The organism is Streptomyces sp. NPDC023541, assembly GCF_055559995.1.
Map to the genome: position 1 here is coordinate 90,968 of NZ_JBVHJO010000001.1, position 13,454 is coordinate 104,421.

The 13,454-nt window shown below is 70.0% G+C and carries 12 protein-coding genes; 9 read left to right on the forward strand and 3 right to left on the reverse strand.

The features are described 5' to 3' along the window. The first annotated feature begins 794 nt into the window (after positions 1-794). The 3 genes from ACZ3X1_RS00440 (at position 795) to ACZ3X1_RS00450 (ending at position 2,893) form a co-directional block, all read left to right on the forward strand. The gene (locus ACZ3X1_RS00440; protein WP_467275272.1) at positions 795-1,109 is read left to right on the forward strand and encodes a hypothetical protein; all 315 of its coding nucleotides are present in this window, start codon (positions 795-797) and stop codon (positions 1,107-1,109) included. Further along, positions 1,090-2,028, forward strand: coding sequence for a DUF2637 domain-containing protein (locus ACZ3X1_RS00445; RefSeq protein ID WP_467275274.1), 939 nt, complete (start codon positions 1,090-1,092; stop codon positions 2,026-2,028). Before ACZ3X1_RS00440 ends, ACZ3X1_RS00445 begins: the two co-directional genes overlap by 20 nt. A 637-nt stretch (positions 2,029-2,665) precedes the next feature. Next, on the forward strand, positions 2,666-2,893 hold the full coding sequence (locus ACZ3X1_RS00450; protein ID WP_467275276.1) for a hypothetical protein: 228 nt from the start codon (positions 2,666-2,668) through the stop codon (positions 2,891-2,893). Positions 2,894-3,932: 1,039 nt separating this feature from the next. Here the strand turns inward: ACZ3X1_RS00450 and ACZ3X1_RS00455 are convergent. Next, on the reverse strand, positions 3,933-4,595 hold the full coding sequence (locus ACZ3X1_RS00455; RefSeq protein WP_467275278.1) for a response regulator: 663 nt from the start codon (positions 4,593-4,595) through the stop codon (positions 3,933-3,935). Beyond that, complete coding sequence (locus ACZ3X1_RS00460) at positions 4,592-5,713, reverse strand: sensor histidine kinase (protein WP_467275280.1); 1,122 nt, start codon at positions 5,711-5,713, stop codon at positions 4,592-4,594. Before ACZ3X1_RS00460 ends, ACZ3X1_RS00455 begins: the two co-directional genes overlap by 4 nt. 265 nt (positions 5,714-5,978) lie before the next feature. On the opposite strand from ACZ3X1_RS00460, the gene ACZ3X1_RS00465 reads away from it, so the two are divergent. The 4 genes from ACZ3X1_RS00465 to ACZ3X1_RS00480 all read left to right on the forward strand — a co-directional run bounded on the left by ACZ3X1_RS00465 (position 5,979) and on the right by ACZ3X1_RS00480 (position 10,521). Beyond that, the gene (locus tag ACZ3X1_RS00465) at positions 5,979-6,899 is read left to right on the forward strand and encodes an ABC transporter ATP-binding protein (RefSeq protein ID WP_467275282.1); all 921 of its coding nucleotides are present in this window, start codon (positions 5,979-5,981) and stop codon (positions 6,897-6,899) included. Further along, entirely contained in the window at positions 6,896-7,720 is an 825-nt protein-coding gene (locus ACZ3X1_RS00470; RefSeq protein ID WP_356812674.1) for an ABC transporter permease, read from the forward strand. The genes ACZ3X1_RS00465 and ACZ3X1_RS00470 overlap by 4 nt, the downstream gene beginning before the upstream one ends. Before the next feature lie 659 nt (positions 7,721-8,379). Beyond that, positions 8,380-9,108, forward strand: coding sequence for a serine/threonine-protein kinase (locus tag ACZ3X1_RS00475; protein WP_467276251.1), 729 nt, complete (start codon positions 8,380-8,382; stop codon positions 9,106-9,108). A 399-nt stretch (positions 9,109-9,507) separates the two neighbouring features. Next, positions 9,508-10,521, forward strand: a complete 1,014-nt coding sequence (locus ACZ3X1_RS00480; protein WP_467275284.1) for an L-threonylcarbamoyladenylate synthase — start codon at positions 9,508-9,510, stop codon at positions 10,519-10,521. A gap of 19 nt (positions 10,522-10,540) precedes the next feature. On the opposite strand, the gene ACZ3X1_RS00485 is transcribed toward ACZ3X1_RS00480, so the two are convergent. Further along, a complete protein-coding gene (locus tag ACZ3X1_RS00485) occupies positions 10,541-11,176 on the reverse strand; it encodes a carbonic anhydrase (protein ID WP_356812675.1) in 636 nt (211 codons plus the stop codon). 355 nt (positions 11,177-11,531) lie between these two features. Between ACZ3X1_RS00485 and ACZ3X1_RS00490 the strand changes: the two genes are divergently transcribed. Beyond that, the gene (locus ACZ3X1_RS00490) at positions 11,532-12,026 is read left to right on the forward strand and encodes a DUF4232 domain-containing protein (RefSeq protein ID WP_467275286.1); all 495 of its coding nucleotides are present in this window, start codon (positions 11,532-11,534) and stop codon (positions 12,024-12,026) included. A gap of 175 nt (positions 12,027-12,201) precedes the next feature. Then, positions 12,202-13,323: a nucleotide disphospho-sugar-binding domain-containing protein gene (locus ACZ3X1_RS00495; protein WP_356812677.1), complete on the forward strand. Its 1,122-nt coding sequence runs from the start codon at positions 12,202-12,204 to the stop codon at positions 13,321-13,323. The last annotated feature ends 131 nt before the right edge of the window (positions 13,324-13,454 follow it).

A 13,454-nucleotide genomic window follows, 5' to 3' on the forward strand; every position in this document is an offset into this window, starting at 1 on the left:
TTCTCTACCCCTGCTTCACCACGCCGCATTCAGCAGCCAGAAACGGGTAATGCACAGATTGTCGGGGTTTTTGTACGCCTTCACCGGTGTCCGGATTGCCGGGGTTTTAATGCACGTGCAATGTACGGAACGGATTGCCGGGGTTTTTCGGCGGTATCAGCCGCCTTTCCGACCTGGGGTGCGGAATTGGGTGGCGCACCAGCCTGCTGCGTCGGGCTCTTCAGGCCACGGCTCGCGGAACGATGTCACCGCCGACGACGAGGCGCTTGGCTGTGGCCGTCTCCGCGGCCTTCCCTTGATGATCAGTCGGTGGTTGTGGTGGCCACGGGGGGGGAGGTGACCCGGCGGACCGCAGGCCGAGGATCGGTGCGGTTCCGTGGGGCTACGGGGCCGTCCGCTAGGCGGAAAGCGGAGTCAACGGAGCCGGCGATGGGGGCTCAACCTGAGGGGCAGAGAGGGATGACGGCTTGCGGCAAGAGCCGGCGAAATGCGGAGACGATCCCGCCGCGCATGAGCCGCCGCCGCGGGTGCGCGGCACGCAGCAGGGCCGTCGCATCGGAACATGCGCGTGGCTGCCAGGCCGGCGCGGGACGGGGTGAAGGGTCCGTCGCGCTGCGTGTGTGGCCCGCAGCTCATCGCCTCCCGAGTCGCGGGCATGGCGGCGCCGAATGGGGCGCGGCTACTGCCCTCCTGGTTGGCATGGAAAACTGATTGGCCGGCGTCAACGCCTATTCGTCGACCACCATCACCCGGATGGCACACACCCAGACCGACACGGGGAGCGTTTATGGAATATGGCAACAGCAAAGCTCCCCGTCTTCCTCCGCAGGACTGCGCTGGAAGACGGACAGGGAGGCAGATTTCACTCCGAGGCCACCCGGATCGGGAAGTGGATGTTCACTCCGCCCTCCACCGGCTGGGGCGAGACCCGGAACGCCACGCTGAGACACGAGGATCTGGAAATCGATCTTCGGTACTCCTCCCCGATCCTTGAGGACTTCCTCCACACGATGAGCATGATCCAGGTCGAGTTCGGCAGGCGCATGGAGAACACGTTGGCGTCCGCGACGGCTGTCGGCGAGTGCTGGGGTGGCAGCTCACGTGTATGAGTCGTACGGGTACCCGGACATCCACGGTGTCCACCCCCAGCCGGAGACCTCCGCGTTCTGGGACCGGCCGGAGAACGTACAGCACGCCTCCACCGGGCAACCGCTCGGCGTGCCCGGTGAGGTGCATCCGCCGTGGGACCCGGTGGAGGAACTCGCCATCCTTCTCCAGGAGAGCGCTGCGCCCGGGCAACCGGAGCCCTTCACCCGAGTCGGCGTCGACGTCGACGACACCGGGGTCACCGGGGTCACCGGTGACACGGTCAGCACGCTCGGCCTCGTTGCGGGGCTGAAGCACACCCCTACCGGGCGCCTGCCCACACAAGCCTCCGGCGGACACCGCCGGAACCCGTCGAAGCCACCGGCAGTGACCCTGCTGCAAACGGGCAGTGTGTTCACCGCCGTGCTGGTCGGTGCCATCGCCGCTGTGGTCAGCGTCCTCAGCGGGCTCGCCGTCTGCGACGCCCTGCGCCACAGCGCCGAACCCCACACGGACCGCGAGGTGGCCACCTGGTGGCCCCTGCTGATCTACGGCCCCTGGGTGGTCGCCTCCCTGTCCGTCCTCAGATCCGCTCTGCACCAGCGCCGCGCGCTTCATTCCTGGTCCATCGTTTTGTTGTTCTCCACCCTGGCCACGCTTCTGTGCGTAGCCCAGGCACCCAGAACGATCGCCGCCGTGGCGGGGGCTGCTCTTCCTGCTGTCGCGGCGCTGGCCTGCTTCCAACAGCTGGTCCGCCAGATCACACTCACGCGACCGCCGCGCCAAGCCGCTCCGCGACATCGAACCCCGAGGCTTTCTGCGTCCGTTCCGCTGGGGAAGACGGCCGCAGTCAGACGCAGGCCGGTCAGTTTCCCTCCCGGCTACCCCGCGGCAGACACCACAGCTGTCCGCTCTCCGTCTCACGGTCACAGATTCGGATAAGACGCATAACGGTCGTACGCGTGGAGCAGTGCCACTCGTGCAAGTCAATGTCACGGTCCCAGGCTCGGGCCATGGGTTTGGGTTACTCGAGTCCGCACTGTCAGCGGAGTCTGACTGGCCGACAGTCTTGCCGTCGGCGAGATCGGTCCGCCGTCCACGCGCGGGAAGTGGGAATGCTGGGCGAGCGTCCCACCGGAAACGGCACTGTCGGACCACGACGCAAGAGGGTCGAGCATCCCATGGGCGGCGACCGCGAAGCACAAAGGCGGTAGCAGCCGCTGACTCCCTGGCCACCCGAGTCCTTCCCACACATCAAAGGGGCGCTCGCCTGCACCTTTGAAACGAAGATCGAAACCGATAGTCACGGGCCGTGCACAGACTCAACCCGACGGTCTACCCACCCGTGCCCCATCGGAGCCTGGGGCTATCCACCGCGATGCGCCTCGGACCGCACCTCCGGCACCCCAGACGTCCGGTCAATGCGGCACATCCGAGCGGCGTGCCGTGGGGAACGGTCCTGCCCGGGCGAGGCGGGCCCCCACGGCGACCGACTACACAACGCGCTCCGGCGCCTCATCCCCCACGTTTACCACAAGAGGTCAGCAACATGGTGTACGAGTTGTCCCACGCTGAACGAATGCAGTACAAGCGGCGCCAGGACGCCGCCTACCGGGCCGGCGAAGAGGCTGTCAGCAACCTCCAGGCGGCGCTCGCGCTCGCAGACCTGACCCTTCCCTCCCTGAGCAACGACGGGCCAGTGGCCGGCCACGGCTTCGTCCGGCTCGGAGGATGCAACGCGGACTTCGCCAACCGGCTCGCCGTAATCATCGCCGCAGGTGCCGACGCTCTGCAGCATCAACGGTGAATCGGCAGGGCACCGGGTCCTTCTCAGCCGGGGCTGAAGCCGCGCGCGGGCGATGCCATCCTGTTCGGCGGTGATGGATGTGCTCGTTGTGCCGGCAGGCCACCGCGTCACGGACAGCCCTCGACGCGGCAGTGTCGTGCTCGGCGCCGCCCTCCAGCGCCGTCCACCCCGATGTGCCATCGGGCCCCGGGACTTCCACGAGGCGGTGATCCATACGTGCCGTGATCATGCCCCGGCCTCGGACCACCCCGCCGCACAAGGATCCGTAGCGTTCGGGGCAGCGGTGTCGGGCGGGCGCAAGAATCGTTTTGAGGATCGTGACCGCTGATCAGCGACAGTTCTTGCCTCATGTCCTGGGGCAGGCCCGGCTCATGCCCGGTTCCCTCATTCCCACGCAGATCCGGCCGTACGCTGCCGGATCCGGTCGGCATGCCCGCCGCGGCGGCCCCGAAGACGTCGCAGACCAATCCGCGCCCCTGTATGCGCGGCTCGCAGCGGAGTGGACTGCCCGCGGCGCCGCGGTGCCCGGTATGCCCGACCCCCTCTGGGAGCGCCTGATCTCCGTGGAGCACTTCGCGCGGGAAACCGAATCCACCCTGCGCCGGCTCCACCTCGCTGCGGACCCGACCCCACCCTTGTGCCTGCCGGACCCGGATGTCGGCGAATCACGTGAACCACCCACCCGGCACCAGTGAGCCTGCAACCACCCGCGGGCGTTCCAGCACACAGCCCGACCCACGGGTCCGTTAAGCGAAAGGAACGGTGCAGTTCAGGCGGTGTCCTTTGCCAGGGGCGAACCCTGGCCAAAACGCTCGCCCTCACCTATGAAGTCTGGCCTGCCTCGGCCGGCTGCACCGCACTGGACCCGTCCGGTTGCACTGGTTCGCGGCCTTCTTCGACCCTGGGTTGTCCCGGCCCAGGTTCAGACGGAGCCACTGAGGAGCCCGCCTGACTTCCAGGACGGCCCTTTTCAGTGGCTCGTACACGACACGGGAGCCACAGGACATCTCCGACCTCACCATGTGGTCCAGGGGCACCATCAGCGAGGCAGCGTGACGAGCCCCATTTCATAGGCGGTGATCACGAGCTGGACCCGGTCCCGGGCGCCCAGTTTGGTGAGCAGCCGTGACACGTGCGACTTGGCGGTGGCCACCGTGATGAAGAGGTCCTCCGCGATCTCGGTGTTCGACCGTCCGCGTCCGACCAGAGTCAGCACTTCCCGTTCCCGTTCGGTGATGCCCTCGACCGGCCGCAGGGAGCGTTGCGGGACAACTTCGGGGCGCCCGACGAAGTCGGCGATCAGACGGCGCGTCACACCCGGCGCGATCAGTGCGTCGCCGGCGGCGACCACGCGGACCGCCGCGAGGATGTCGTCCAGCGCCATGTCCTTGACCATGAAGCCGCTCGCGCCGGCCCGGAGCGCGCCGTAGACGTAGTCGTCCTCGTCGAATGTGGTCAGGACGAGGACGCGGGTCGTCGCCGGACCAGCCATGATCAGGCGGGTGGCCTCGATCCCGTCCATGCCGGGCATCCGGATGTCCATCACCACGACGTCGGGGCTGACATTCCTGACCAGCTGGACCGCCTCAGCACCGGTGCAGGCCTCACCGACGACCTCCAGGTCGGGGTGATCGGCCATGAGTACGCGCAGACCGGAACGCACCAGCGGCTGGTCATCGGCGAGCACCACCCGAACGGTCATCGGGCCTCCACCGGAACTCCGACGCGTGCGGGAAGCGGTAGCCTGGCCGCCACCCGGAAGCCGCCCCCGGTCCGCGGCCCGGCGCTGAGGTCACCGCCCAGCAGGGCGACCCGCTCCCGCATTCCGATGATGCCGAAGCCGCGGGCCGAGCTGTCCCCGGTGGCGCCGCGCCCATCGTCGATGACCTCCACGGACAGCTCCTCCGCCCTGTAGTCGATGGCCACCCGGCAACGCTTGGTGCCCGCGTGACGGACCACGTTGGTCAGCGCCTCCTGCACGATCCGATAGGCGGACAGATCGATGTCGGCCGGCAAAGGACGCTGCTCCCCGCTGCGGCGCACGTCGACGCGTATCCCAGCATCCGCGGTCGCTGCCGCCAGCCGTTCGACGTCCGCCAGCCCCGGCGAAGGTGCGAGCGGTGACTGCTGCGATACGGTCGCGCCCAGGTCGGCCTGACGGAGCGACACCAGCGTGCGCCGAAGACCCGACAGGGTCTCCCTGCTGGTGGCCTCGATGGCCCGCAGGGCCTCGCGGGCCTCCGCGGGCTGGGTCTGGATGACCCGGCTCCCCACACCGGCCTGGATGGCAATGATGCCGATGCTGTGCGCGACCAGGTCGTGCAGCTCCCGTGCGATCCGCAGCCTTTCGGCGGTCACGGCCTCGGCCACCTCCTGCGCACGCAGCGCCACCGCGTGCTCCCGGCGCTCGCGGCTCAGCAGGCCGACCGTGCAGGATGCGGCCATCGCCAAGAGGGCGATCACGACGTTGACGGTCAGGTTGTCCCCGTGCGCGAAGACGCCGATGACCAAAAGCTGCACGACGAAAGACACGGCCACGGCGGCGAGCGAGGCTCGCCGACTGCAGGTGGCGACGATGAAGCCCAGGACGAGATCCACCGCCACAAACGACAGGAACTGGCCCTGATACCCCACCGACAGGCCCGCATGGACGGAGCTTGGAGTGCCCACCACCACGGCGGTGGATCCGAAGAGCGCCATTGCCAGAGCCAGCAGCGGCATCCGTCGTACCACGCCGATGAGCAGGCTCACGGCCATCAGCGACCCGACACCGTGGACCGTGCCCGACGCCCGCGGCGCGCCCCCCACCAGCAGACCCACCACGAGAAGGTGGGAGGCAGCCCCCGCCCAGGCCACGGCCTTCGTTCTCGTCATCGGCGGCGTGCCCCCCACTCGGGAACAAGGCCACGGTGCGCAACACGCACAGGCAACGGGGTGATCGTTATGAGGTCCACGCCGCGAGACTAACCGGCCACCGCCCGCGCAGCATTAGGCCCGGGACGTACGCCCACGGGCTAACCCGGCCGCGCGATTGCCGCCCACGGCCCCATGTCCGGACGGGGGGTCTCTCGGCACTGTGGGTGCCGTGATCGAAGTCAACGAACTCACCAAACGCTACGGCGGCCAGACCGCCGTCGACCATCTGTCCTTCACCGTGCGGCCAGGCCAGGTCACCGGATTCCTCGGCCCCAACGGAGCCGGCAAGTCCACCACCCTGCGGATGATCCTCGGCCTGGACGTGCCCACCACCGGCAGCGCCACCGTCAGCGGCGTCCCCTTCCACCACCACCCGCGCGGACTGCGGCACGTCGGCGCCCTCCTCGACGCCGCACAGGTCCACGGCGGGCGCAGCGCCGCCGCCCACCTGTCCGCCCTCGCCCGCAGCAACGCCATCCCGCGACGCCGGGTGGACGAGGTGCTCCAGGCAGTGGGACTGGCCGAGGTGGCGAACCGCCGCATCGGCGGGTTCTCCCTCGGCATGAAGCAGCGGCTGGGTATCGCCACCGCCCTGCTGGGCGACCCGCCCGTACTCGTGTTCGACGAGCCGATCAACGGCATGGACCCGGAGGGCGTGCTCTGGGTGCGCCGACTCTTCCGGCGCCTGGCCGCCGAGGGACGCACGGTCTTCCTATCCAGCCACCTGATGTCGGAGATGGAGAACACCGCCGACCAGCTGGTCGTCATCGGCCGGGGCCGGCTCATCGCCGCCGAGTCGGTACGGGAGTTCGCGGCCCGCGGCACCCACCTCAGCGTCGTGGTCGGGACACCACAGGCCGCCGAGCTGGCAGCGGTGCTGACCGCGGCGGGCGCCACGGTCGAGCCGGAGGGCTCGGCGGGCGCCGAGAAGCTCGCCGTGACCGGGCTCCCGGCGGACCGGATCGGAGCGCTCGCCTTCGAAAACCGCATCCGTGTGGACGAGCTGACCACCCGCACCGCCTCACTGGAGGCGGCTTTCATGGAACTCACCGCCGGCAGCGTCGAATACCAGGCAGGACAGCCCCGATGACCACGCCCGCCCCCGTCCCCCCGACCACCGCCGTCACCGGGCCACCCGTCCGCTTCCGTGACCTGCTTGCCTCCGAGTGGATCAAGCTGCGGTCTCTGCGCTCCAGCCCGTGGACGATCGCACTCACCGTCCTGTTCGTCATCGGGTCCTCTGCCGTAGCCACGCTCGCGGACAGCACCGCCCGCTCCGGCCCCGCTGAATTCCTCCCCTTCGACGCCTATCCGCCGGCCGGCTACTGGACGCTGGTACTCGTCGCCGGCAGCGTCGGCGCCCTTACCGTCGTGAGCGAGTACAGCAGCGGCCTGATCCGCACCACCACTGTGGCCGTCCCCGCCCGCGGCTCGGTGGTGCTGGCCAAGGCGGCCGTCACCGCCGCGCTGTGGACCGCGGTCGGCACGGTCATCTCCACCGGTTCCTTCCTCGTCTCCCAGGCCATCCTCAGCGAGCGGCACGCCGGGGTCCCCCTCACCCACCCCGGGGTGCTCCGGGCACTGGTGGCATCCGCGCTGCTGGCACCTGTCTGCGCACTGATCGGTCTGGGCCTCGGCGGCCTGCTCCGCCACAGCGCCGCGACCCTGGTCACCACCGTCTTCACCCTGCTGATGCTGCCCCCCATGTTCTCGGAGAGCGCTCGCTGGTCGGCGGACATCAACCATGCAATGGTGTCAGCCGCCTGGAAGCGCCTGGTCCAGACCTGGGAGCCGGATCCCGGATCCCTGGGCTACACCGCCACGGTCCCCGGCTCCTGGATCGTTTACGCGCTCTGGCCACTGATCACGGTCGCACTCGCCGTGCTCGTCATCAGGCGCCGCGACGTCTGAGCGTGCCTCCAGGACGCGCACATCGCGCTATGCACGCTCCGGGGGCAAGGCCCATCATGGGATCGGCGTGCCTCTTTCCTGTCCATGCGGCCGCGTTGGGCCGACCGGGCCGAGCCGGGGCGTTCGGAGCACGGTTCCCGCAGACCTGACCGGACCGTCGACCCTGACGGGGAGGTGGGCTGACGGGGATGGGTGGCGGGCTGCGGAAGTCGGTCCTCGGGACAGCGGCTCGGGTCGCGTTCGAGTCGGTGCTTCCCGTCCGGCGTTTCTGCTGTTCTCGGTGGACATCAAGACCGCAGGCAGCCTCTCCTGCTGCTGTCGCTACCGACCTTGCGGGTGGCCTTCGCCCGCTACAGCGGCAGCGCGAGGGTTCACCGGGTGGTGGTGTGCGTGTCCAGCAGCTACGGCCATGAGCACCATCAGCGGCGCCTGCACCTTGTGGAGGGTGGAACTACGCATGCGCACCGCCCAGGACGCGCCGATGTCGGCGTACACGTGAACGTACACCACCCCGTGCGGATACCAGTTCGACCGCCGGTACTCGCAGCAGGCCGGCGGCGGAAGGAGCGGATTGGCGCCGGCAGCCCGCCGAGGTAGCCCCGATTGGCGGCAGCATCGGCGGTACGCTCATTCCCGCACGATGGGAGGGGACCCTGGTGATGCAGCCGCTGGAGGCCGGTGATCCGGAGCGGATCGGCACGTACGAACTGGTGGGCCGCCTTGGCAGCGGCGGCATGGGGGAGGTGTTCCTCGGCCGTTCCGCCGACCAGCGGCTCGCCGCGGTCAAGGCCGCCCATGCCGAGTATGCACACGACGCCGAGTTCCGGCGTCGCTTCGCCCGCGAGGTCGAGGCCTCCCGACGTGTCGACGGCCGCTTCACGGCCGCGGTCCTCGACGCCGACCCCAGCGCCCCGCGGCCCTGGCTGGCGACCGAGTACATCCCAGGTGTCTCCGTCACCGAGGCTGTCGTCTCCGTCGGTCCGCTGCCGGAAGCCTCGCTGCGGGTGCTCGCCGCCGGCATCGTCGCCGCCCTGGAGGCGATTCATAGCACCGGCCTCACCCATCGCGACCTCAAACCCTCCAATGTCCTGCTGGCCGACGACGGCCCGCGCGTCATCGACTTCGGCATCGCCCGGGCCGGCGACCACACCCAGATCACCACGACCGCCATGACACCGGGAACCCCCGGTTACATGGCGCCCGAACAGCTCCGCGGTGGTGACGTGGGTCCGGCCGCAGATGTCTACGCGCTCGGCGCCACCCTGGTCTACGCAGCCACCGGCCAAAGGAGTCGGAGCGGACCTCCCGCGCGTGGAACAGGCGGACGACGGCGGCGCGGATCGCTTCGGACGCGGCATCGCTCATGGTGTGGTCCGGGTCGGCCATGAGTACGTCGGCTTGCTTGCACGCGGCGTTGAAGGCATCGACGGCGGTGGCGTCAGGGACTGGCCGGTGGGGCACGGAGTGGGCAGCGGCTGCATGAGGGCGTCGTCCGAGGTGAGGCGGGAAGGCTGTGGTGTTGACGCCGATCGTGCCCTTACCGGTGCGGCGGCGTTGGTGGGGGTGAGGCGTGTGCGGGTCGTAGAAGGCGCTTCATGGACGTGTGCAGGTCGGCGGCCCCGGTACCTTGCCCGGCACCCGGGGCCGCACCATGTTACGACCCTTCCGGGTCTTGCGCAGGTGGCGGCGCGGCCCTGGCCGGCTCGGCCCTGGCGGTGGACCGCCGGGCCGGGTCGGCATGATGAGGTCCGTAGGGCGTGTCCTTGCCGTCATCTGCCGGCGAGGTCATGGACGTGGGCACGGAACAATGGAGTACTGCGATGGTGACGGCAACGACCAGTGACATCGAGCGGGCGGCCGAGGTGCTGCGCGCCGGCGGTCTGGTGGCCTTTCCGACCGAGACCGTCTACGGTCTGGGCGCGAACGCCGAGGATCCTGCCGCCGTCGCGCGTATCTTCCAGGTGAAAGGGCGTCCGCCTTCCCACCCGCTGATCGTCCACATCGCCGCCGCGGAGCATCTGGACGACTGGGTCGAGACCGTGCCCGCGACCGCGCGTCTGCTGGCCGAACACTTCTGGCCGGGACCGCTGACCCTGGTCCTGCGGCGCGGCCACCGGGTGCCGTTGGAAGCGACGGGTGGGATGGAGACGGTGGCCGTGCGCGTGCCCGACCACCCTGCCGCCCTCGCGGTGCTGGCGGCCTTCGGTGGCGGCGTCACGGCCCCGTCCGCCAACCGCTTCGGCTCGGTCAGCCCCACGACGGCCGAACATGTCCGTACGGAGCTTGGTGATGCCGTCGACTTCGTGCTCGACGGCGGCTCCTGCGAGGTCGGCGTCGAGTCGACCATCGTCGATGTCACGGGCGAGATCCCGAGCATCCTGCGGCCCGGCGGGGTGACGCGCGAGGACCTCGAAGCGGTACTGGAGCGCTCGATCGCGGTGCCTTCGACGAGTCATGTCCGGGTACCGGGCCAGCACCCGTCGCACTACGCGCCGCGTGCGCGGGTCGTCCTGGTCGAGCCGGAGAAGGTCGTTGCCGAGGCCGAGCTCGCGCAAGGGCTGGGGCACAAGGTCGGCGTCTTTGTGCCTGGCTCCTTCGCCGACGCCCCGGTGAAGGCGCACGCGGTGGTGACGGTCCCCGGTTCGATGGACGCCTACGCGCACGGCTTGTATGGATTCTTGCGCGAGCTCGACCAGCAAGGGTGCGACCTCATCATCGCCTCCCTGCCGCTGGAGGACGGGCTGGGGCTGGCGATCGCCAACCGGCTTCGCCGGGCTGCGGGGCCCCGGCCCTCCCGGTGAGCGGCCGCAACTGGGACGGTCAGGACGCGGTGGGGACCGCCGCATCGATGCCGCGGGCGGCGACGGGGTGTGCGGTGCCGTCGGCCAGCCGGTAGGACAGCCCCACCACTGCGAGGCGGCCGTCGGCGACCCGTTCGGCCAGTACGCGGGAGCGTTCGAGCAGCAGGTCCACGGTCTGCTCGATGTGCTCGTCCAGGATCTCCTCGGCCGTCCCGCGTCCGGCGGCGCGGGCTGCCAGCACGCTCGGGGTCACACGTTCGACGACGTCCCGGACGAAGCCGCCTGGCGTCTGTCCGTCTTCCAGGGCGGAGCAGGCCGCGGCGACGGCCCCGCACGAATCGTGGCCGAGGACGACGACCAGGGGCGCGTTGAGGACGCTCACGCCGAATTCGATGCTGCCGAGCACTTCTGTACCGGCGACATGCCCGGCGGTGCGGACCACGAACAGGTCGCCCAGGCCGCGGTCGAAGATGATCTCGGCGGCCAGCCGGGAGTCGGAGCACCCGAACAGCACGGCGAAGGGCTGCTGGGACGGTGCGGTCTGGGTGCGGCGGGTGGCGTCCTGGTTCGGGTGCTCAGGCGTGCCGGAGACGAAGCGCTGGTTGCCGGCCATGAGCAGCTCGAAGGCGTCGCGGGGCGTCTGGGTCTCAGTCATGGCCGCAGCTTACGAGGCGGAACCGGCCGGCGCTGGGACCGGTCCCGCCGGAAGGCGCCGGGTCGGGCGACGTCGCCCGGCCCCCGCATGGACCCCAGGCGCCGGGCGAGGGCGCCCTTGAGGCAGAACCTCAGCGCGCGGCTCGGCTGCCCGGCCCCGTACGGGTCCCCAGCTCTGCGTACGTCCTGCACAACCGCTGAACGAGCCAGGCGCTGCTCGCGCTGTCGGCCGAACGGGCCGTCACGTCCTGAGTGCGTAACGGGTCCCCTGGGACGCACATTTCGGGCACTGCGCGGGGCAGAACCGGGGCGTCGACCGCACCATTCAAGCCATGTGAAGGCACACGGGGACCACCATGCGCACTGCCCGCAAGAGTTGGAAGACCTACAGCCTCGGGGCCGCGGCCATCGCCGACAACGACCTGTCGATCGACACGTCGGGATGGCGGCAGGACTCGGGTCAACACCTTCTCATCACGGCCACCAACTTCACCGACAAGGCCTGCACCCTCTACCACTACCCGTACGTCCGCTTCGGCACGGACATCGGCGATCCGGTCGCCCCGACGGAGTCCAAGCCGCGGGCCGCCGCCACGATCGGGCCGAAGGAGAAGGCGTACGCCGGCGTGTTCGTCTTCCGGGCCGGCCAGCAGACGAGGACCGTCACCTCGTTCTCCCTCGGCTACCAGGACCGCGCCCCCGACAGCAACCGGGAGGTGGCGCCGCTCGACATCAGGCTGTCGGCCGAGGTGGGCACCCTCACCGTCGGTCCCAACCCCCGTGTCACGTACTGGAACACCGATCTGCGCGTGGTCGAGCACTTCCTGTTCAGGTCATCCGGCAACGGCTAGCCGGCGCTCTGATGCGCGCCTTGAGGCGGCGCCTTGCCCACGGTCCTCCCAGAACGTCTGGTTTTCGATCTCCCATGGGGAACACCGCGCGTCGTTCCGGCAGTTCAACGGGTGGAACCGGGGGCGGGCCCGCACGACTCGTCCCCGACCGGCACACCATGGGCAAGGAGAAGCCGTGCGCATACTCTTCACCGGCCCGGCCTCGGCCGGGCACCTCTTTCCGATGGTCCCGACGGCGCAGGCCTTACGCGCCGCCGGCCACGACGTGTTGTTCGCCGGCTCGCAGCCGCTGCACCAGCTGCGCCAGGCGGGTTTTCCGCTCGTCGAGATAGGCGACGGCCGCAGCATCCGGGACGTGTTCGAACAGTCCACGGGCGAGGAGGTGCGTTACGTCGCGCCCGACATGACCTCTGACCAGATACTCGACCGGGCGGCACACGGCTTCGCGCTCATCTCCCGTTCCACCGTGGACGGTCTGCTCGAAGCCGCCGAAAGCTGGCGCGCCGACCTGCTGGTCTACGACTCCTTCCAGGCCTCGGCACCTCTGGTCGCGGCCAAGCTCAAGATCCCTTCGGTGATCCAGAACTTCGGCGTCACCTCCGGCCATGACATGGTCGGCCGGCTCGCCGCCAACTTCACCGAGGCGTACGAGACGTACGGGGTGGACGGACCCGCCGAGTCCACCGCGCTGAACATCGTCCCCGCCTCCCTCGGCGGCGACCCGGGCGGCCTGCGGATGCGCTACCTCCCGTACAACGGCGGCGGCACCGTCCCCCTCGAACTGCTCCGCCGCGGTACCCGCCCGCGCGTCGCCGTCACCCTGGGTACGGTGCTCACCGAGCTGGACGGCGTCCGCGCCATCGTCGGCCTGATCGAGGCCGCGGCGTCGGTGGACGCGGAGTTCCTGCTCGCCGTCGGCGACACCGACCTCGCGCCGCTGGGCACTCTCCCGGACAACGTCCGCCCCTTGCCGTGGGTCCCGCTGGCCGAGCTGCTGACCGCCTCCGACGCGCTGATCCACCACGGCGGCTCCGGCACCCTGCTCACCGCCCTCCAGGCCGGTCTGCCCCAGCTCCTGCTCCCTCAGGGCGCCGACCACTTCACCAATACCGAGGCCCTCACCGCGACGGGCGCCGCCCTGCGCTCCGCCTCCGACGAGGTGGACGCCGCGCTCCTGACGCGGCTCATCGCCGACCCGGCCCTGCGCGAGGCCGCCGAACGCCTCCGCGCGGAGAACGCCGCTCTGCCGAGCCCGGCCGAGACGGTCCCCGCCCTGGAGGCCCTGGCCGCCGCCTGAGCCTCCTCCACGCGATCGCCGAGGCCCGCAGGAGCCCGGACGGGGAACGACCCCTGTCCGGGCGACGCGGGAGCCCGGCATGATCGGCAAGCAGGACACCCCCTGCCGAAGGGCGGCCGCGAGGGTCCCTG

Coding starts and splice junctions, on each gene's coding strand:
- ACZ3X1_RS00470 (WP_356812674.1), top strand. CDS start 6,896: ATGACCACGCCCGCCCCCGTCCCCCCGACCACCGCCGTCACCGGGCCA.
- ACZ3X1_RS00455 (WP_467275278.1), bottom strand. CDS start 4,595: ATGACCGTTCGGGTGGTGCTCGCCGATGACCAGCCGCTGGTGCGTTCC.
- ACZ3X1_RS00440 (WP_467275272.1), top strand. CDS start 795: ATGGCAACAGCAAAGCTCCCCGTCTTCCTCCGCAGGACTGCGCTGGAA.
- ACZ3X1_RS00480 (WP_467275284.1), top strand. CDS start 9,508: ATGGACGTGGGCACGGAACAATGGAGTACTGCGATGGTGACGGCAACG.
- ACZ3X1_RS00475 (WP_467276251.1), top strand. CDS start 8,380: ATGCAGCCGCTGGAGGCCGGTGATCCGGAGCGGATCGGCACGTACGAA.
- ACZ3X1_RS00450 (WP_467275276.1), top strand. CDS start 2,666: ATGCAGTACAAGCGGCGCCAGGACGCCGCCTACCGGGCCGGCGAAGAG.
- ACZ3X1_RS00485 (WP_356812675.1), bottom strand. CDS start 11,176: ATGACTGAGACCCAGACGCCCCGCGACGCCTTCGAGCTGCTCATGGCC.
- ACZ3X1_RS00490 (WP_467275286.1), top strand. CDS start 11,532: ATGCGCACTGCCCGCAAGAGTTGGAAGACCTACAGCCTCGGGGCCGCG.